Raw genomic sequence first — 21,248 nt, 5'->3', positions numbered from 1 at the left:
ATCTTGTCCGCTTTTTTATGTTTTATATTTAGGGCTTAACTTTCTTTCTATTATTAAAAGAGTTATAATAAGGGTGAAATAAGGGGTAGGAAAGGAGGAGATAAGATGTCCTATATTGAAATGAAACATAGCTATAAGAGGTATCATACTGGAGATACAGAAATCATAGCCAATCGAGATGTGAGTTTCGAGATTGAAAAGGGAGAACTAGTCATTATCCTTGGTTCGTCTGGAGCAGGAAAGTCAACCGTTTTAAATATTCTAGGTGGAATGGATACCAATGATGAAGGACAAGTTTGGATTGACGGAATCAATATCTCGGATTTCACTTCTCATCAGAGAACCAACTATCGTAGAAATGACGTTGGTTTTGTCTTTCAGTTTTATAACTTGGTTGCTAACTTGACTGCTAAAGAAAATGTCGAGTTGGCATCAGAAATTGTCTTAGATGCCTTAGATCCTGAGCAAGTTCTAAAGGATGTAGGTCTAGGCCATCGTCTCAATAATTTTCCAGCTCAGCTATCAGGTGGAGAACAACAACGGGTAGCAATAGCTCGAGCTGTGGCTAAAAATCCCAAAATTCTCCTCTGTGATGAGCCAACGGGAGCTTTGGACTACCAGACTGGTAAGCAGGTTTTAAAGATTCTTCAAGAAATGTCATGTAAGAAGGGCGCTACCGTTGTCATCGTGACCCACAATGCTTCCCTAGCTCCTATAGCTGATCGGGTGATTCAGATGCATGATGCCAGTGTTAAGAGCGTTGTTATCAATCCTCAACCACAGGATATTGATGATTTGGAGTACTGATATGAAAAGGAAGATATATTGGAAAGACCTGCTCCAGTCTTTCACAGGTTCAAAAGGGCGATTTTTATCCATTCTAACTTTGATGATGTTAGGTTCTTTGGCCCTAGTCGGTCTCAAAGTGGCCAGTCCCAATATGGAGCGAACAGCTTGGACTTTTCTGAAAAATACCAATGCGGCAGATGTGACCGCCATAGGAGATTATGGGCTTGATCAGGCAGACCAGGCAGAATTGCAAACTCTATCAGGAGCAGATGTCGAGTTTGGTTATATGACAGATTTGACTCTGGCAAATAGTGAAGATGCCATACGAATCTTTTCAAATACTGATAAGATTTCAAAATTTCAAGTAACGGAAGGTCGTTTGCCTGAAAAAGAAGATGAATTGGCCTTGGCGGACTTTTGGAAAGATCGCTATCAGATTGGGCAAATTATTCATTTGAGTCAAAAGAAGGGCAGCGATTCTCAGTTGAAGCGAGATAGTTATACCATCACAGGCTTTGTCCACTCACCAGATATCTTTTCAAAATCAGATATGGGGAGTTCAGCCAGTGGTAATGGGAACTTAGTAGCATATGGTGTTGTAACTGAAGAAAATTTTAAGAGCTCTGTTTACACGATTGCCCGCCTGCGTTTTGCTAGCCTAACAGATGTCAATCCTTTCTCTAGTGATTACGAAAAGAAGCTAGAGGAAGAAGAGGAGACTTTAAAGGAACTAGTTGCTGATAATGGACAAGCGCGGCTAGAGAAAATGAAGAAGGATGCCCAAGAGTCCCTTGATGAGGGCAAGAAACAACTAGACGAGGCAGAGAGCAACTTGACAGCTGGCAAGAAACGCCTGCAAGAAATCGAAACGCGTTTACAAGCTCAAGAAAATCAAGTGAGCCAACTTCCAGAACCGCAAAAGAGCCAAGTTTCGAGCCAGATAGAAGAAGCTAAAGAACAATTGAAACAAGAAAAGGAAAAACTAAGTCATGCTGAGTCAGATTTTGCTAGTGAGAAGGCTAAATGGCAGACCAGTCAGGATGAAGTCAATGCTCTGACAGAGCCAACCTATCATGTTTACAATCGAAAAAGCTCTCCTACTGGTCAAGGTTATCTCATGTATAGTAACTCAGCCATGAGTATTCGTGCCGTAGGGAATATTTTTCCAGTTGTTCTCTATGCCGTCGCAGCCATGGTTACCTTTACCACCATGACACGATTTGTAGACGAGGAAAGGACCAATGCTGGTATCTTTAAGGCTTTAGGCTACCATAGCAAGGATATCATTGCTAAGTTTGTAATTTATGGTCTGGTTGCTGGTACTCTTGGCACCCTTCTAGGAATTCTGATTGGTCATTATGTCTTAGCACCCACAATCTCGCATATCATCACTGAACGAATGATCGTTGGTGAGAGTCAGCAGCATTTCTACTGGACCTATAGTTGTTTAGCTCTGGGACTAAGTTTAATAGCTAGCGTTTTACCTGCCTACCTTGTATCTCGCAGAGAATTGCATGAAGAAGCAGCACAATTATTACTACCCAAGCCACCAGTCAAGGGCTCAAAGATTCTCTTGGAGCGGATAACCTTTATCTGGTCTCATTTGAGCTTTACCCAAAAGGTAACTGCCCGCAATATTTTCCGTTACAAACAACGCATGCTGATGACCATTTTTGGGGTTGCAGGTTCAGTAGCCCTCCTCTTTGCAGGACTTGGCATTCAATCCTCTGTGGTAGGAGTTGCTGATAGGCAGTTTAAGGATCTGCAACAATATCAGATGATTCTCTCTGTCAATTCTCGAGATTCAGATTCTGATAAGGCCAAGCTAGAAGAAAAATTGCAGAGTGATGAAGTTGAAAACTATCGTTTAATTTCTTTCAAACAGGTTGAGGAAAAGTATGCAGGCAAGGCTGGAGTTCAGACAGTGACCATCATGGTAACGGATAAGGATGACCTGGAACCTTTTGTCCATTTAGAAAAAAATGGAGAAAAACTGAGCTTATCAGGTGGAGTCATCCTAACAGATAAATTAGCTCAGTTGGCTGGAGTTTCTGTTGGTGACAACTTTACAATAGATGGGAAAACCTTTAAAGTAGGTGCTATTACTGAGCACTATGTAGGTCACTTTGTTTATATGAATCAGGCGACCTATGAGGAGATATATGGTCAAGCTCCCAAGATGAACACCTATCTGGTCCAACTTAAGGATAAAAGTGAAGGGAATACTGAAAGAGTCGCAGGAGAATTTATGGACCAGGTAGCTGTCAGTGGCCTCGTTCAAAACGCTTCCACCATTCAGCTATTTGAAAGTTTTGCTAATTCTCTGAATCATACCATGGCGATTTTGGTGCTGGTATCGGTGCTACTAGCTATTGTGATTCTCTATAATCTGACAAATATCAACGTTGCTGAACGGATTCGGGAACTCTCAACCATAAAGGTCCTTGGTTTTCACAATAAAGAAGTGACCCTTTATATCTATCGGGAGACCATCATACTGTCACTGGTTGGAATGATTGTAGGTTTGGTCTCAGGCTTTTATCTCCATCAATTTCTAATTCAGATGATTGCACCGGGCACCTTCCGTTTTCAACCACAGGTCGGTTGGGAAGTGTATCTAATCCCAGTTTTAGCTGTTGGTATCATCTTGACCATACTCGGTTTTTTTGTCAATCACTATCTCCGAAAGGTCGATATGCTAGAAGCCCTCAAGTCGGTAGAATAGGTTTTTTATAACAAAAAACAAATAAGAAAGCCCTTTGTGGCTTTTTTATTTTCATAAAAATGGTAAAATAGTAAGAGTAGAAATGGAGTTCTAGATATGAAACGAATTGATCAATTTGAAAATAAGAAAGTATTAGTCCTAGGTTTAGCCAAATCAGGTGAGTCTGCAGCTCGTCTCTTGGACAAGTTGGGTGCCATTGTAACGGTTAATGATGGCAAGCCTTTTGAGGAAAATCCAGCTGCTCAAAGCCTTTTGGAAGATGGTATCAAGGTTGTAACAGGGGGGCATCCCTTGGAATTGTTGGATGAAGATTTTGCCCTCATGGTGAAAAACCCTGGTATTCCTTATAGCAATCCTATGATTGAAAAAGCTCTAGAAAAAGGCATTCCAGTTTTGACTGAGGTTGAGTTGGCTTACTTGATTTCAGAGGCACCAATTGTAGGGATTACGGGTTCAAATGGTAAGACAACGACCACAACCATGATTGGTGAAGTTCTGACTGCTGCAGGACAAAATGGACTCTTATCAGGTAACATCGGTTATCCTGCTAGTCAGGTTGCTCAAACTGCGACAGATAAGGACACCCTTGTCATGGAACTTTCTTCTTTCCAATTAATGGGAATCCAGGAATTCCATCCTGAAATTGCTGTTATCACCAACCTGATGCCAACGCATATTGACTATCACGGTTCTTTTGAAGCCTATGTCGAAGCCAAGTGGAATATCCAAAGCAATATGACAGTAGCTGATTACCTAGTATTGAACTTCAACCAGGAATTAGCTAAAGAACTTGCGACAAAGACAAACGCGACTGTAGTACCATTCTCAACACTTGAAAAGGTTGACGGTGCTTATCTTGAAGATGGTCTTCTTTACTTCCGTGGTGAAAAAGTCATGGCAGCTGATGAAATTGGTGTTCCAGGTAGCCACAATGTGGAAAATGCTCTTGCAACCATTGCTGTTGCTAAACTGCGTAGCGTTGATAATGAAACCATCAAGGAAACCTTGTCAGCCTTTGGTGGAGTTAAACACCGTCTCCAATTTGTAGACCAAATTAATGGCGTTAAATTTTATAACGATAGTAAGTCAACCAATATCTTAGCAACTCAAAAAGCCTTGTCAGGATTTGACAATAGCAAGGTTATCTTGATTGCTGGTGGGTTGGACCGTGGCAATGAGTTTGACGAATTGGTTCCTGATATTACTGGACTTAAGAAAATGGTCATCCTCGGCCAGTCTGCAGAACGTGTCAAACGTGCAGCGGATAAAGCTGGTGTGGCTTATGTCGACGCGACTGATATTGCAGATGCAACCCGCAAGGCTTATGAACTTGCAGAAGAAGGAGATGTGGTTCTCCTCAGTCCTGCTAATGCAAGCTGGGATATGTATGCTAACTTTGAAGTACGTGGAGATCTTTTCATCGACACTGTAGCGGAGTTAAAGGGATAATATGAAAAAAATAGTATTTACAGGTGGGGGAACGGTTGGACACGTTACCCTCAACCTTTTGTTAATGCCTAAGTTCATCGAAGATGGCTGGGAAGTCCACTATATTGGTGATAAAAACGGGATTGAGCATCATGAAATCCTCAAGTCGGGTTTAGATGTCACCTTCCATTCGATTGCAACGGGGAAATTACGTCGATATTTCTCATGGCAAAATATGGTTGACGTCTTTAAGGTTGCTTTTGGAATTCTTCAATCGCTCTTTATCATGCTTCGAGTTCGTCCACAAGCCCTCTTTTCTAAGGGTGGATTTGTATCTGTTCCGCCTGTTATCGCAGCGCGAGTATGCAGAGTACCAGTCTTCATCCACGAGTCTGACCTCACCATGGGCTTGGCCAATAAAATTGCCTATAATTTTGCGACTAAGATGTACTCTACTTTTGAGCAAGCATCTAGTCTCACTAAGGTAGAGCACGTAGGAGCTGTGACCAAGGTTTCTGGCCCAGTTATGGAAGAACCTGAAGAAATGGTGGATATCCGAACTTCTTTCAACGACAAGCTACCAACTCTTCTTTTCGTCGGTGGTTCTGCTGGGGCGAGAGTCTTTAACCAACTAGTTACAGACCACAAGGAAGAACTGACTAGTCGCTATAATATCATCAACCTGACAGGAGATGCTAGTTTAAATGAACTAAGTTCAAACCTCTACCGTGTTGACTATGCGACGGAACTCTATCAACCACTCATGAATCTGGCTGATGTGGTCATCACTCGTGGTGGTGCCAATACTATTTTTGAACTTCTTGCTATGGCTAAATTGCACGTCATTGTGCCACTAGGTCGTGAAGCTAGCCGTGGAGATCAGATTGAAAATGCAGCCTATTTTGTGAAGAAAGGCTATGCTGAGGAGTTGCAAGAGAGCGATTTGACTTTGTCAACTTTAGAAGAAAAAGTAAATCAACTCTTGACCAACAAAGAGATTTACCAAAACAAGATGAAGAATTCTCAGGAATTAAAATCTGTGGCAGATTTTTATGAGCTACTAAAAAAAGATTTATCATAAGGAAAATTGATGTCAAAGGATAAAAAGAATCAGGACACTCAAGGCAAGGAATTGTCAGAGTGGCAAAAACGAAATCAAGAATATCTTCAAAAAAAAGCTGAAGAAGAGGCGAAACGTGCCGAAGAAGAAGCTCGTGAAAAAGAAGAACAAGTATCAGAGTCATCTGATAGTACTCAAGAAGTGTCAGAATGGCAAAAACAACACCACGAGTATTTGAGTAAAAAAAAGGAAGAAAAATCTACGAGTTCTGAAGAAGTGGACCAAGAATCCGAAAAATCTGAAGAGAAGGATTCGGATACTAGCGATGAGACTTCAAATGAAGAGAAAGATTCAGAGGAAACTCCTCAAGAAGACTCTAAGAGTCAGGATCAAGTAGAGAAAGAAAAAGCTGACGAAAAGGTTAAGAAAGAGAAAAAGGTAAAAACCAAGAATAAACCTCCAAAACCGGCCATTCCTTCTATACATATCTGGCGAGCAGTTACGATCCTCGTCCCTAGTTTTCTAATCTTATTCTTGTCTATTTATCTTCTAAGCCCTCTAGCTACAATGAAACATATTGAGGTTACGGGTACTGTTCAGACAAGTGCAGACCAAGTTAGAGAAGCATCTGGCATTCGTGACAGTGACTATACGCTTAGCTTGCTCTTAAATAAAGATAAGCATGCGGAAATGGTTAAATCAAATCACTGGATCGAATCGGCAAAGATAGTTTATCAATTCCCAGTTCACTTCACCATTGAAGTGAAGGAATTTGGGATTGTAGCCTACTCTGTTTCTGGTGATAGTTATTATCCAATCTTATCAAGCGGAAGTATTGAATCAACTGCCCTTAGTTCTGACAACTTACCTGAGAAATACATATCTGTTTTATTTAACGATGAGGAACAGATAAAAACATTGATTTCTCAGCTAAATGAAGTTAGTCCAGAAATTAAGCAAGAGATTGAGAAGATTGAACTGGCACCAAGTAAGGTAACAAGTGACCTTCTAAAGATTACCATGTATGATACAGACGAGATTTTGGTGCCATTATCAGAACTAGGGAAGAAATTACCTTACTATAGTAAGATAAAACCACAGTTGACAGTTCCTAGTGGTATTGACATGGAAGTCGGTATCTATAGCTATAGTCTAGTGGATAAGGCTCTGGATGACGAAAGAGTCAAAGCCAAAGAAGAGGAAAAGAAGAAGCAGGAAGAAGAGAAGAAAAAACAAGCTGAGCAAGGAAATCAAGATCAAACAACACAGACGACTCAAACAACACAGAGTCGCTAAGTTTCAAATGATTCGTTCAGTTACTTGTTTTTACTTGACAAGTACCACTTTAAATAATAGAATAGTAAAAAACCTTTAAAGCAGTCCAGAGAGGCAGCTAAGGTTAGACGGTGAAAGGGTGAAGACTACCCATTTTTCGTGGAACCTTGCTGTAGGCAGGTTCCTTTTTTCATGCTCTCTCGCTGACAAAGGTAAAAGGAGAAAAGTATGCGCGAAGCTCGTCCAGTCATTGCTCTTGATTTTCCAAGTTTTGAGGCAGTCAAGCAATTTTTAGCTCTTTTTCCAGCAGGAGAGAGCCTCTATCTAAAGGTAGGTATGGAACTCTATTATGCTACAGGACCTGAGATTGTTTCTTATCTGAAAGGTTTGGGACATAGTGTCTTTCTGGATCTTAAACTCCATGATATTCCCAATACGGTTAAGTCAGCCATGAAGGTTTTGTCTCATCTGGGTGTTGACATGACCAATGTTCATGCCGCAGGTGGTGTAGAGATGATGAAGGCTGCGCGTGAAGGTCTTGGGAAAGAAGCCAAATTAATTGCTGTTACCCAGTTGACTTCAACTTCTGAAGAACAGATGAGAGACTTTCAAAATATTCAAACCAGTCTTCAAGAATCGGTTATTCACTATGCCAAGAAAACTGCTGAAGCGGGATTAGATGGTGTGGTTTGTTCAGCTCAGGAAGTCAAGCTCATCAAAGAAGCTACCAGTCCAGACTTTATCTGTCTGACACCCGGCATTCGTCCATTAGGAGCTGCAGTTGGAGATCAAAAACGAGTCATGACGCCAGCAGATGCGTATCAAATTGGTAGTGACTACATCGTTGTCGGTCGCCCGATTACTCAAGCCACTGATCCAGTTGCAGCTTATCATGCTATCAAGGATGAGTGGAACCAAGACTGAAATTAAAGAAATAGACTATAAAAACAAAAGGAGAAAACCATGACACTTGCTAAAGATATCGCTAGCCATCTATTGAAAATTCAAGCCGTTTACCTTAAACCAGAAGAGCCCTTCACTTGGGCATCAGGTATCAAGTCGCCGATTTATACAGACAACCGTGTGACGCTTACTTATCCAGATACCCGTACCTTGATTGAGAATGGTTTTGTAGAAGCCATCAAGTCAGAATTCCCAGAGGTAGAAGTGATTGCAGGAACAGCGACTGCAGGTATCCCACACGGTGCCATCATCGCTGACAAGATGAATCTGCCATTTGCTTATATCCGTAGCAAACCTAAAGATCATGGTGCTGGAAACCAAATCGAAGGTCGTGTAGCACAAGGTCAAAAGATGGTCGTTGTGGAAGATTTGATTTCAACTGGTGGTTCGGTTCTTGAGGCTGTAGCAGCTGCTAAACGTGAAGGTGCAGATGTTCTTGGTGTTGTTGCTATTTTCAGCTATCAATTACCAAAAGCAGATAAGAATTTTGCAGATGCTGGTGTCAAACTAGTGACTCTTTCAAACTACAGCGAGCTCATCCACCTAGCCCAAGAAGAAGGCTACATTACACCAGAAGGACTTGCTCTCCTAAAACGCTTTAAAGAAGACCAAGAAAATTGGCAAAATGTTTAAGGTATATAAAAACAGGTAGTCACTAGGAACTGCTAACTGTCAAGTGGGCAATGAAATAATAAAAGATTAAGCAAGGGCCTTGTTCCTCATTTCAAGAGGGGCAAGGCCCTTTTAGCTAACTTGAAAATGTTTGTTATTATAAAAGTAGATGTAGTTATCAGTACCAGTGACAACTTCTTCAAAAATGTCTTGCTTCTTAATATCATCACTCTCTGTTTTAAAGTAGTCAAAGAGGCGTTTAATCGGAGCATTATTAATACATATACTAGCTCTATACAAAGAGCAGTGGTGACTATCTAGTATTCTCGTGTGTATACGCTGATTCACGGTTACTATAAATCAGCGAAATTGCACCTAGAATAGGCTCTATAGCTTTTCCATAACTAAGGGATAATCGTATATAGCCTCTTCCTTGAATTAAGTAATGTTGATGATATAAATCTGGTATAATATTTTAGCCTCTCAGTTTAAGAAAGGAAGGAGTTATATAAGCTAGAAGCATTATTTTCCCTTTATGCTTTCATTCTAGTATATAACCTCTATATTTCAAGCCTTTATTTCACTTTTCGTGTAGAACTAACTGGGTAAACCTGGATTGCTGAAACTTGTAATTTAAGTCTATACAACTTAAATAATAACATGAGCTACTGAGTTCCATTAGACAATAAATAAAACAACTTTTTTCTAGGGGATTTTCCGCCCTCATTTTTGTCTTTTGTGCTAAAATAGACTTATAAATTGAAAATAAGGAATGTTTATGAAATCGGGTAATGGTTTTTGGAAAGGCTGCCTCTATTTTTGGGTAGTTTTGTTATTGCTGGGGCTTCTGCTTCAGTATGCGCTGCCTCTTGCAATTTGTGTCTTGCTAGGTTATGGTGGCTATCTGCTTTACAGACGTTGGCGTTATCCTCTATTGAAGGATCGTTCTCTCGACGATCAGATTGAGCTTTTAAAAGCTCGGATTCGTCAAGCGGACAAAGATATTCAGCAACTAGAGGGAATCTTGGCTGAAAGAGGTTCAGAATCTTATAAGAGTCTGGCTAATCAAGTATTGATTGAGTTGCGGGAAATCCATCAGGAAGCGGATCGCCTCAAGTTCTATATCGGTGATGATGTCTATAACCGCATTGATAAAAAGGTTCGTACAGTTCGAGCAAACATCGATGTTCAGTTCGAGCGTTTAAAAAGAGAAAGTCAGGTAGAACTTGAAAATGTAGAGCCAGAGGAATCAGCTCCAGAACTGTCCCAAACTTTGGCCAATATTGCCATTGACCATCAGGCCATTTTAGACAAGATTGCTACCTCTGCTGAGGGTGATAAGGAAGAACTGACTGCTATTCATAGTTTGAAAATGGAGAAATTCCAAACGATTTTAGAAGGCTATTTAAAGATTAAGGCCAATCCTAAAAACTATAATCGGGCAGAAGAACGCTTAGAGCAAGCTAAAGCAGCCATCGAACAATTTGACCTTGAGCTGGATCAAGTTTTGAGAGAACTCAATGAAACAGATATGCGTGATTTTGATATCAGTCTGCGTATCCTCGAAAAAGATCGAAAAGAATAGGATATAAATAAAGGAGTAACCATGACAGAATTTAATTTTGATATTGACCAGATTGCCAACAATACGGTATCTAAGGTGGATAAGACAACCCAAATCATCGAGACCAATACTGGCTCAGACAAGACCTTGACCTTCCTTGAAAAGTTGAGCCCTGAGCAGCAAGAAGGAATTAAGGCGCGTGTGCCCCAGTTAGTAGACCAGTTTGTCACCAATCAAAATGCGCTCTTAGATTTTGGACAATCTGCTGTAGAAGGTGTGAACAATACGGTCAATCGTATCTTGTCAGAACAAAAGAAACTGCAGATTCCCCAAGTGGATGATCTACTCAAGAATACCAACCGTGAGTTGCAAGGCTTTGTCGTTAAATACAAGAACGCTGAAATTGCTGAATTAGAAGAAAAACCAAACTTTTTGCAACGATTGTTTAGCAAGAGCAAGAATACCCTCCAGGAATTTTACTTTGACTCAAAAACAGTGGAGCAAAAGCTAGATGGCATGGCTGCCGCAGTGGTCAATCAAGAAGATGTGCTAGCTCGAAATATCGTCTCAGCTGAGATGTTGATTGAGGATAATACCAAATCCATTGAAAACCTAGTGGGAGTGATTTCCTTTATAGAAGCCAGCCAGACAGAAGCTGGCAATCGCGCTGCTGAACTGAAGGCCCAAGCTGACCAACTTGATACAAGTACAGTAGAATACCAGACCAAGTCTCAAGAATTGGCCCGCATGGCAGAAGTGGTCAATACCCTTGAACAACAGCACACCGAGTATGTCAGCCGTCTCTATGTTGCCTGGGCAACAACACCTCAGATGCGCAATCTTGTGAAGGTGTCATCTGATATGCGCCAAAAATTGGGCATGCTTCGTCGCAATACGATTCCGACAATGAAGCTTTCCATTGCCCAACTTGGCATTTTGCAACAATCAATGAAATCAGGTGTCGTGGCAGATGCTATTGTCAACGCTAATAATGCTGCCCTCCAGATGCTAGCTGAAACTAGCAAGGAAGTGATTCCACAGATGGAACAAATTGCCCAAAGTCCGACAGTCGCTGTCGAATCGGTTACTAAGCTGGCTGAAAGTCTGGTCGCTCAAAACCAAGGTATCGTCGCTGCTATTGAGTTGGGACGCCAGAAACGTGCCCAACTAGAAACAACCATCGTCAAGTCCGCAGAAATGATCAACGATTCTGTTAAACTACGCGATGAGAAAATCGTCCAAGCCCTTCTAGACCAAGGCAAGGCCGCCCAGAAAGAAGTACAAGAATAATACACAAATCCCTTGTAAGTATAGCTTGCAAGGGATTTTGCATGTTTTAGTAGAAGGCAGACTCGCACACATGCGCAGCCAGCTAGTGGGCACAACACCAGAAGCCCAAGCAGAATTAACCGCCTATCTCGAAAAATTGAAAGAGATATAGAGAGTAGGGGAAGAATGAAAGCATCTCGTATAGATTGTACGAGGTTTTTTTTATTTCGTTGTATTACACATCATGTATAATACAGGTGAAAAATGATGCTAAATGATAAAAAATTGTAGCTTTAAAAATCTCTTTTGGATAATATGTATTTTCTATCACAATGAAAGACAAAATCTATTGGAAAGGGAAATTTTAAAATTTTTAGGAAATTTAGTTGACAAATGTAGATTTTAATAGTATACTGATAGTTGTAATTGACAAATGTAGATTTTGGAGGTGTGCTGATGCAGATTTCGGATGCAGAATGGCAGGTCATGAAGATTATCTGGATGCAGGGAGAACAGACTAGTACTGATCTCATAAAAGTATTAGAGAAAAGGTTTAGCTGGTCCAAATCCACGATCCAGACACTCTTGGCACGTTTGGTGGAGAAAGAATGTTTGACTCGAGAAAAGCAGGGCAAGTCCTTTATCTATTCAGCGTTGTTGACGCAGGAAGATAGTAGGAAGTTACTTGTCCAGGATATCAAAGATAAGCTTTGTTCTCGCAGAATAAAGCATTTAGTAGCTGATTTGGTAGAAGAATGTGACTTTACCCTAGCTGACTTGAAAGGCTTGGAAGAAGTCATTTCTAAGAAAAAAGCAAGTGCTGTAACAGAAGTAAAATGTAATTGTATGTAAAGGAGACGATATGTTAAATCTATTTGTATCTATTATTGTTTTAGGATTTATTGCTTTTATCCTCTTTTGGTTTTTCAAAAAACCTCAAGAAGACGGTAAGAGAGCTCAACAAAAGAATGGCTATCAAGAAATTCGAGTGGAAGTCATGGGGGGATATACTCCAGGAACTATTATCCTCAAAAAATCGCAACCTGCTCGCATTATTTTCGATCGAAAAGATCCTTCACCTTGCTTGGACCAAATCGTTTTTCCAGACTTTGGAGTGCATGCAGATCTGCCTATGGGAGACCAATATGTGGTTGAAATCACTCCTGAAGAAGCAGGTGAGTATGGTTTCTCTTGTGGCATGAATATGATGCACGGTAAGATGATTGTAGAATAGGAGAACAATATGACAGAAATTATGAAAGCAAGCCTTGAAAATGGTGTTCAAAAAATCCGTATCACGGCAGAAAAAGGCTATCATCCAGCCCATATTCAACTACAAAAAGGGATTCCTGCTGAGATTACCTTTCATCGTGTGACACCATCAAACTGCTATAAGGAGATTCTCTTCGAAGAAGAAGGGATTCTAGAACCAATCGCTCAAGACGAGGAAAAAGTCATTCGCTTTACTCCTCAAGACTTGGGCGAGCATGAATTTTCATGCGGCATGAAGATGCAAAAGGGGACCTACACCGTTGTTGAAAAAACTAAAAAGTCTCTCAGTCTTTTACAACGTTTTTGGATTACTAGTATCTTTACTGTGCCTCTTGTGATTCTCATGATTGGGATGTCTACAGGAGGAATTAGTCACCAAGTCATGCGTTGGGGCACCTTTTTAGCCACAACACCCATTATGCTGGTAGCTGGAGTTCCATATATCAGAAGCGCCTGGGCTAGTTTTAAAAAGCACAATTCCAACATGGATACCTTGGTTGCTCTGGGAACCCTAGTGGCCTATTTCTATAGCTTAGTTGCCCTCTTCACTGGGCTGCCCGTTTACTTTGAAAGTGCTGCATTTATCCTCTTCTTCATTCTTTTGGGAGCAGTTTTTGAGGAAAAAATGCGAAAAAATACTTCGCAGGCAGTCGAAAAATTATTAGACCTACAAGCAAAAACAGCAGAGGTTTTGCGTGATGATGTTTATGTTCAAATCCCTCTAGAACAAGTCAAAGTTGGGGATCTCATTCGCGTTCGACCAGGTGAAAAAATTGCCGTTGATGGGACTGTGTTAGAAGGTGAAACCAGCATCGATGAATCAATGGTGACTGGGGAAAGTATTCCAGTCGATAAATCAGTTGGAGATGCTGTCATTGGTTCAACCATCAATAATAGTGGTACGATTATTTTTAGAGCTGAAAAAGTAGGTTCTGAAACCATGTTGGCTCAGATTGTGGACTTTGTGAAAAAAGCGCAAACGAGTCGTGCTCCTATTCAAGATTTGACAGACAAGATTTCTGGGATTTTTGTACCAGCAGTTGTCATTTTAGGACTTCTTACTTTTTGGATCTGGTTTGTTTTCTTAGGAGAAAGCTTTGTGACGTCGCTCCTCTATGGAGTAGCAGTTTTGATAATTGCCTGTCCTTGTGCACTAGGACTCGCGACACCGACAGCACTCATGGTTGGAACAGGACGAAGTGCCAAGATGGGGATTCTTCTCAAAAATGGTACAGTTTTACAGGAAATCCAAAAAGTCCAAACAGTTGTTTTTGATAAGACAGGAACCTTGACCGAAGGGAAGCCAGTGGTAACAGATGTTGTCGGAGATGAAGGAGAAGTGCTAAGTTTGGCTGCTTCACTGGAAGATGTATCTCAACACCCGCTAGCTCAAGCAGTTGTAAATCGTGCATCTGAACTAGGAATTAGCCTTTACCCTGTTGAAAACTTCCAAGCCTTACATGGAAAAGGTGTGACTGGGGATATTAATGGTAAACAAGTCTTGCTGGGGAATGCCAAACTCTTAGATGATCTTGCTATTCCACATGATTATCAAGAACGATTTGATTTGCTTGAGAAAGAAGCAAAAACAGTTGTCTTCTTATCCGTTGATGGTGAGTTAAAAGGCTTACTTGCCTTGCAAGATATCCCTAAGGAAAATGCTCGAGAAGCCATTGCTAAATTGAAAAAACGTGGTCTTAGAACGGTCATGCTTACTGGAGATAATGCTGGAGTAGCCCATGCGATTGCAGAGCAAATTGGAATCGAAGAAGTAATCGCAAATGTCTTGCCAGAGGAAAAGGCACATGAAATTCACAAGCTTCAAAAGAATGGCAAATTGGCCTTTGTTGGAGATGGTATCAATGATGCGCCGGCCCTCAGTGTAGCGGATGTCGGAATTGCCATGGGATCTGGTACAGATATTGCCATTGAATCAGCAGATCTTGTCCTTACAACCAACAATTTACTAGGATTGGCACGTGCTTTTGATATGAGTAAGAAGACCTTTAATCGTATCCTACTCAATCTTTTCTGGGCTTCTATCTATAACCTCATTGGTATTCCGATTGCAGCAGGAGTCTTTTCAAGTCTTGGTTTGGTGCTCAATCCAGAACTTGCAGGATTGGCCATGGCCTTTAGTTCAGTCTCTGTTTTAATCAGCTCTCTTATGCTTAATTTTACTAAAGTCGATTAATACTCTTCGAAAATCAAATTCAAACCACGTCAGCTTCACCTTGCCGTACTCAAGTACAGCCTGCGGCTTGCTTCCTAGTTTGCTCTTTGATTTTCATTGAGTATAAAAAGGCGGTTTTAACCGCTTTTTTGCTATTCTAAAACAGATTTTCGAAACGTTTTCAAACTGTACTGTAATAGAGAATGAAGTTTTCTGAGCACATTCTTATGAATCTGAAATCAAATGTGATAAATTAGGATTGTAAATTTACTGAATCGTTTTCAAAAAACATATAAAAGCGCTTTTATCTTTTATCAAATTAACTTTAAGGAGAGTTATCATTATGACTCAAGGGAAAATTACTGCATCTGCAGCAATGCTTAACGTATTGAAAACATGGGGCGTAGACACAATCTACGGTATCCCATCAGGAACACTTAGCTCACTTATGGACGCTTTGGCTGAAGACAAAGATATCCGTTTCTTGCAAGTTCGCCACGAAGAAACAGGTGCTCTTGCAGCGGTTATGCAGGCTAAATTTGGCGGATCTATTGGTGTTGCAGTTGGTTCAGGTGGTCCAGGTGCGACTCACTTGATTAACGGTGTTTACGATGCAGCTATGGATAACACTCCATTCCTTGCTATCCTTGGATCACGTCCAGTTAACGAATTGAACATGGATGCCTTCCAAGAGCTTAACCAAAATCCAATGTACAACGGTATCGCTGTTTACAACAAACGTGTAGCTTACGCAGAGCAATTGCCAAAAGTGATTGACGAAGCTTGCCGTGCTGCCGTTTCTAAAAAAGGTCCAGCTGTCGTTGAAATTCCAGTAAACTTTGGTTTCCAAGAAATCGACGAAAACTCATACTACGGTTCAGGTTCATACGAGCGTTCATTCATCGCTCCTGCTTTGAACGAAGTTGAAATCGACAAAGCTGTTGAAATCTTGAACAATGCTGAACGCCCAGTGATCTACGCTGGTTACGGTGGTGTTAAAGCTGGTGAAGTGATTACTGAATTGTCACGTAAAATCAAAGCACCAATCATCACAACTGGTAAAAACTTCGAAGCTTTCGAATGGAACTACGAAGGTTTGACAGGTTCTGCTTACCGTGTTGGTTGGAAACCAGCCAACGAAGTGGTCTTTGAAGCAGACACAGTTCTTTTCCTTGGTTCAAACTTCCCATTTGCTGAAGTTTACGAAGCATTCAAGAACACTGAAAAATTCATCCAAGTGGATATTGACCCTTACAAACTTGGTAAACGTCATGCCCTTGACGCTTCAATCCTTGGTGATGCAGGTCAAGCAGCTAAAGCTATCCTTGATAAAGTAAACCCAGTTGAATCTACTCCATGGTGGCGTGCAAACATTAAGAACAACCAAAACTGGCGTGATTACATGAACAAACTCGAAGGTAAAACTGAGGGTGAATTGCAATTGTATCAAGTTTACAATGCAATTAACAAACATGCTGATCAAGACGCTATCTACTCAATCGACGTAGGTGACACTACTCAAACATCTACTCGTCACCTTCACATGACACCTAAGAACATGTGGCGTACATCTCCACTCTTTGCGACAATGGGTATTGCCCTTCCTGGTGGTATCGCTGCTAAGAAAGACAATCCAGATCGCCAAGTATGGAACATCATGGGTGACGGTGCATTCAACATGTGCTACCCAGACGTTATCACAAACGTTCAATACGACCTTCCAGTTATCAACGTTGTCTTCTCAAATGGTAAATATGCCTTCATCAAGGACAAATACGAAGACACAAACAAACACTTGTTTGGTTGTGACTTCCCTAATGCTGACTATGCGAAAATCGCTGAAGCGCAAGGAGCTATTGGATTTACAGTTGACCGTATCGAAGATATCGATGCAGTCGTTGCTGAAGCTGTTAAATTGAACAAAGAAGGTAAAACTGTTGTTATCGATGCTCACATCACTCCACATCGTCCACTTCCAGTAGAAGTACTTGAGTTGGATCCAAAACAACACTCAGAAGAAGCTATTAAAGCCTTCAAGGAAAAATACGAAGCAGAAGAGCTTGTACCATTCCGCCTCTTCTTGGAAGAAGAAGGGTTGCAATCACGCGCAATTAAATAATTCCTCTCGTCGAAAATCAAAAGTAAACATTGTAGATTTTATGCATTGATTTTCTTAGAGAGAATCTTAAAAGATCGGAGCAATCCGGTCTTTTTTTCTCCCATCTTTTCTGTTAAAATAGAGTCATCATCATGTTTGAAGGAGAAAAATATGCCAACAAGTTTCTTTTTATTATTTGGTTTAATGGATTTAGGCTTTGCTGTCTTTACCTATTTTATGTTTGACTATTTTATCTTAAGTAATTATAGAAATGCCAAGAGATGCACCGAAAAAACGGAAGGAGTTATTATCCGATATTCCTATGCTCTTTATAACGGAATTAGCCTTCCAGTGGTTGAGTACACTGTTGATGGGAACCGATATAAGGTCGTCGGGCCAAAATTTCGATCTGCTATTTCAAATACAATCAGTACTCCCTTAGGTTCAATCGTATCTGATGTCAAAATGGACAATTTTGAAGATGGGGAAATTCCTCAGGTTTTAAGATATAAAATTTATAGGAACAGTTTCATCTCTTTAACCAAATCACCTTTAGAAGAGTATTTCCCAGTAGGTAGTAAGGTTGCTGTTTATTATGACCCTAAAAAACCAAAATATTCCTACGTAGAAAGACCTTTAAAACCAGGTCGTTTTACATGGTTGTTCAAATATTCTGTCTACCTGTTTGTATTTATGATGATTGCCATGGCTTTCTTTACGGTGTTTATTCTTCCAAATCTTGTTAATTGAGTTTCTCGATAGAATAAGAAGTCCATATCGTTACTAATTTTATAAAATCTTCTCCCTACTTTATAAGATATGAAAAAGAGTTCAACTGGAACTCTTTTTTTGCTATAATGAAGGGAGAAAAATCAGACAGGAGATCAAGATGTCAGAACCGTTATTTTTAAATTCTGTAATGCAAGAAAAAATCTGGGGTGGGACTAAACTACGTGATGAGTTTGGTTACGACATTCCTAGTGAAAAAATCGGAGAATATTGGGCAATCTCAGCTCATCCAAATGGAGTGTCTAAGGTAGCCAATGGCCGCTATGAAGGAACAGACCTAGCTACTTTGTATGCGGAACACCGTGAGTTGTTTGGCAACCGTCCTGAGCCTGTATTTCCGCTCTTGACCAAAATCCTTGATGCCAATGACTGGCTCAGTGTTCAAGTTCACCCAGACGATGCTTATGGACTAGAGCACGAAGGCGAACTCGGAAAAACAGAGTGCTGGTATATCATCGCCGCAGATGAAGGTTCAGAGATTATTTACGGTCACAATGCTAAGTCTAAAGAAGAACTCCGTCAGCAAATTGAAGATAAAAACTGGGATGCCTTGCTTACAAAAGTACCTGTTAAGGCAGGAGACTTCTTCTATGTACCAAGCGGAACCATGCATGCTATCGGTGCAGGTATCTTAATCCTTGAAACGCAACAGTCTAGTGATACAACCTACCGTGTTTATGACTTTGACCGTAGGGATGATAATGGCAACTTGCGTGAGCTTCATCTTGAAAAATCCATCGATGTTTTAAATATCGGTGAGCCTGCAAATAGCCGTCCTGTGACTGTCAAAGCAGATGATTTGCGTTCGACTTTACTTGTCTCTAATGATTTCTTTGCAGTTTACAAGTGGGAAATCGCAGGAAAAGTTGACTTTGAAAAGACAGCTGACTATAGCTTGTTCAGTGTCTTGGCCGGTCAAGGGAAACTGACTGTAGACGGAAAAGATTATCCAATTCAAAAAGGTAGTCACTTTATCTTACCAAGTGATGTTGAAGCTTGGACCTTGGAAGGGCAAGGTCTAGAATTGATTGTTAGCCATCCATAAAAAGAAAAGACTTGAGAGATATTCTCAAGTCTTTTTTTAACTTGGAATTCTCCGAATCTGAGGACAATAGGTCAAAGTTTGACAATGGCTTAGACCGATTATCTTCCCCAAATTTAAAAATAGTTAAACTTTTATAAAAAAATCTTGACTCTCCCCTAAGGGGAGGGGTTATACTATCCTTGTAAGGAGGAAATCATGTACCATATAAAAGAAGCTGCGCAGCTTTCAGGTGTCTCTGTCAAGACCCTGCACCACTACGATAAGATAGGACTCTTGGTCCCCTTAAAGTCGGAAAACGGCTATCGAACCTATAGTCAAGAGGATTTAGAACGACTTCAGGTTATCCTCTATTACAAGTATCTAGGCTTTTCTTTAGAAAAAATAGCAGAGCTATTGAAGGAAGAAAAGACGGACTTGTTACCACATTTGGCAAGACAGTTGGATTACCTAACTCGAGAAAGGCAACATCTAGATACCTTGATTTCTACCTTGCAAAAAACCATTCAAGAACAAAAAGGAGAAATAAAAATGACCATTCAAGAAAAATTCACTGGATTTAGCTACCAAGACAATCAAAAATACCACCAAGAGGCGGTAGACAAGTATGGCCAAGAAGTCATGGATCAAGCCCTTGATCGTCAAAAAGGACGAGAGGATGAAGCTACAACAGTCTTTAATCAAATCTTTCAAGCCTTGGCTCAAAATCTCAAAGATGGTCTACCTGCAACAGCATCTGAAAATCAAGAGGAAGCAGCCAAGCTCTTACAAGCTATTCGTACTTATGGATTTGACTGCTCTATGGAAGTCTTCGGTCATATCGGAAAAGGATATGTCTATAATCCAGAGTTTAAGGAAAATATTGACAAATTTGGGCCAGGAACAGCACAGTACACATCAGATGTCATTGCCCACTATGTCCGAACTCAGACAAAATAAAAATCGGCGGAGTAACCTCTGCCGATTTCTTACTTTAAAGTTTAATCATAATGTAGACTTCCTGCCACCCATCCGGTGCAGAGGGCAGAAGTGATGTTAAAGCCACCTGTGTGGGCATTGATATCTAGTACCTCGCCAGCAAAGTGGAGTCCAGGAACCAATTTACTTTCCAGTGTTTTAGGATTGATTTCCTTGAGACTAACACCCCCTTTGGTCACAAAGGATTTAGCCAAGGACATCTTACCAGTCACAGGGATTTTGAGGGACTTGATAGACTGGATAAGTTGGTCGCGTTCTTTTTCTGTTAGTTGTTTGACCTTTTCTGGGTAGCCTTGCACCAAGAATTCTGCCAAGCGTTCTGGCAACAAAGATTTCAAGGCATTTTTTAAGGATTTTTCACGGTTTTCTTCTAGAAAATTTACTAAGTCGCCTTCAGAAAGTTGTGGCAAGACATCTAAAGATAGGATTTCGCCACCCTTGACAAAGCTTGACATACGAAGAGCAGCGGGACCAGATAAACCAAAGTGGGTAAAGAGCAGATCATGAGTAATGACGTGCTTGCCATAACTGAGGGTCACATCATCTAGGGAAATCCCCTGCAAAGCCTTGTGCGGAAAATCTGTCAATAAGGGACTTTCAGCAGCCTCAAGTTCGGTAATGGTGTGTTTGAAATGACGGGCAATCTCGTGACCAAAACCAGTCGAACCAGTAGAAGGATAAGACTTACCACCTGTTGTGACAATGAGTTTATCACAAGTAAAGGTCTGGTCTGCGGACTTAAGGACAAACTGGTCGTCTATCTTTTTAACAGAAACAATCTCTGTTTGAGTAGCAATTTGTCCACCAAGTTCAATGATTTTCTTTTCCAAGGCTTCGATTATGGTACGAGATTTGTCGCTGGCTGGGAAGACACGTCCGTGGTCTTCAACCTTGAGTTTAACACCATTTTCCGTGAAAAAATTAATGATATCATGGTTATCAAACTGTGAGAAGACACTGTATAGAAATCGCCCATTTCCAGGGATGCCAGCGAGTAGATCGTCTAGAGTTCCGTTGTTAGTCACGTTACAGCGACCACCGCCAGTTCCAGCTAATTTTTTTCCAAGTTTCCGATTTTTTTCGATGAGAAGGGTTTTCTGCCCGTAAAAGCTACTGGAAATCGTAGCCATCATACCAGCAGGGCCACCTCCGATGACAATAGTATCAAAATGTTTCATAAGAGTATTGTACCATAAAAAAACAAGAGATGA

17 protein-coding genes are annotated in these 21,248 nt (G+C 40.7%); 16 read left to right on the top strand and 1 reads right to left on the bottom strand.

What is annotated here, in order from left to right; all coding sequences use genetic code 11:
* The first annotated feature begins 105 nt into the window (after positions 1–105).
* From QM857_RS01905 to QM857_RS01830, 16 genes are all read left to right on the top strand, one after another.
* Positions 106–807: an ABC transporter ATP-binding protein gene (locus QM857_RS01905; RefSeq protein WP_070677996.1), complete on the top strand. Its 702-nt coding sequence runs from the start codon at positions 106–108 to the stop codon at positions 805–807.
* Between the two features lies 1 nt (position 808).
* Positions 809–3,514, top strand: a complete 2,706-nt coding sequence (locus QM857_RS01900) for an FtsX-like permease family protein (protein WP_414274878.1) — start codon at positions 809–811, stop codon at positions 3,512–3,514.
* A gap of 96 nt (positions 3,515–3,610) precedes the next feature.
* Positions 3,611–4,963 (top strand): UDP-N-acetylmuramoyl-L-alanine--D-glutamate ligase, encoded by a 1,353-nt coding sequence (murD, locus tag QM857_RS01895; RefSeq protein ID WP_414274877.1) that lies wholly within the window; start codon positions 3,611–3,613, stop codon positions 4,961–4,963.
* Between the two features lies 1 nt (position 4,964).
* The gene (locus tag QM857_RS01890) at positions 4,965–6,023 is read left to right on the top strand and encodes a UDP-N-acetylglucosamine--N-acetylmuramyl-(pentapeptide) pyrophosphoryl-undecaprenol N-acetylglucosamine transferase (protein WP_414274876.1); all 1,059 of its coding nucleotides are present in this window, start codon (positions 4,965–4,967) and stop codon (positions 6,021–6,023) included.
* A 9-nt stretch (positions 6,024–6,032) separates the two neighbouring features.
* Complete coding sequence (locus QM857_RS01885; RefSeq protein WP_414274875.1) at positions 6,033–7,298, top strand: cell division protein FtsQ/DivIB; 1,266 nt, start codon at positions 6,033–6,035, stop codon at positions 7,296–7,298.
* Positions 7,299–7,505: 207 nt separating this feature from the next.
* Complete coding sequence (gene pyrF / locus QM857_RS01880) at positions 7,506–8,201, top strand: orotidine-5'-phosphate decarboxylase (protein ID WP_414274874.1); 696 nt, start codon at positions 7,506–7,508, stop codon at positions 8,199–8,201.
* 39 nt (positions 8,202–8,240) lie between these two features.
* Entirely contained in the window at positions 8,241–8,873 is a 633-nt protein-coding gene (gene pyrE, locus QM857_RS01875; protein WP_414274873.1) for an orotate phosphoribosyltransferase, read from the top strand.
* A 757-nt stretch (positions 8,874–9,630) separates the two neighbouring features.
* On the top strand, positions 9,631–10,437 hold the full coding sequence (locus QM857_RS01870; protein WP_414274872.1) for a hypothetical protein: 807 nt from the start codon (positions 9,631–9,633) through the stop codon (positions 10,435–10,437).
* A gap of 21 nt (positions 10,438–10,458) precedes the next feature.
* A complete protein-coding gene (locus tag QM857_RS01865) occupies positions 10,459–11,706 on the top strand; it encodes a toxic anion resistance protein (RefSeq protein WP_414274871.1) in 1,248 nt (415 codons plus the stop codon).
* 435 nt (positions 11,707–12,141) lie between these two features.
* Positions 12,142–12,537 carry a CopY/TcrY family copper transport repressor gene (locus tag QM857_RS01860; RefSeq protein WP_414274870.1) on the top strand — a complete coding sequence of 132 codons (396 nt, stop codon included), beginning with the start codon at positions 12,142–12,144 and terminating at the stop codon, positions 12,535–12,537.
* Between the two features lie 10 nt (positions 12,538–12,547).
* On the top strand, positions 12,548–12,919 hold the full coding sequence (locus QM857_RS01855) for a cupredoxin domain-containing protein (protein WP_414274869.1): 372 nt from the start codon (positions 12,548–12,550) through the stop codon (positions 12,917–12,919).
* Positions 12,920–12,928: 9 nt separating this feature from the next.
* Complete coding sequence (locus QM857_RS01850; protein ID WP_414274868.1) at positions 12,929–15,151, top strand: heavy metal translocating P-type ATPase; 2,223 nt, start codon at positions 12,929–12,931, stop codon at positions 15,149–15,151.
* 322 nt (positions 15,152–15,473) lie between these two features.
* On the top strand, positions 15,474–17,249 hold the full coding sequence (gene spxB, locus QM857_RS01845; RefSeq protein ID WP_414274867.1) for a pyruvate oxidase: 1,776 nt from the start codon (positions 15,474–15,476) through the stop codon (positions 17,247–17,249).
* Positions 17,250–17,399: 150 nt separating this feature from the next.
* Positions 17,400–17,978 carry a DUF3592 domain-containing protein gene (locus QM857_RS01840; RefSeq protein ID WP_414274866.1) on the top strand — a complete coding sequence of 193 codons (579 nt, stop codon included), beginning with the start codon at positions 17,400–17,402 and terminating at the stop codon, positions 17,976–17,978.
* 139 nt (positions 17,979–18,117) lie between these two features.
* Positions 18,118–19,062 carry a mannose-6-phosphate isomerase, class I gene (manA, locus tag QM857_RS01835; protein ID WP_414274865.1) on the top strand — a complete coding sequence of 315 codons (945 nt, stop codon included), beginning with the start codon at positions 18,118–18,120 and terminating at the stop codon, positions 19,060–19,062.
* Positions 19,063–19,257: 195 nt separating this feature from the next.
* The gene (locus tag QM857_RS01830; RefSeq protein ID WP_414274864.1) at positions 19,258–19,998 is read left to right on the top strand and encodes a MerR family transcriptional regulator; all 741 of its coding nucleotides are present in this window, start codon (positions 19,258–19,260) and stop codon (positions 19,996–19,998) included.
* A gap of 41 nt (positions 19,999–20,039) precedes the next feature.
* Here the strand turns inward: QM857_RS01830 and QM857_RS01825 are convergent, their stop codons facing one another.
* Entirely contained in the window at positions 20,040–21,215 is a 1,176-nt protein-coding gene (locus QM857_RS01825; protein ID WP_074324639.1) for an aminoacetone oxidase family FAD-binding enzyme, read from the bottom strand.
* Positions 21,216–21,248 lie beyond the last annotated feature (33 nt).

The organism is Streptococcus infantis (assembly GCF_047463315.1).
Lineage (GTDB): Bacteria > Bacillota > Bacilli > Lactobacillales > Streptococcaceae > Streptococcus > Streptococcus infantis_AB.
This window is presented reverse-complemented; position numbering and strand designations above follow the sequence as displayed.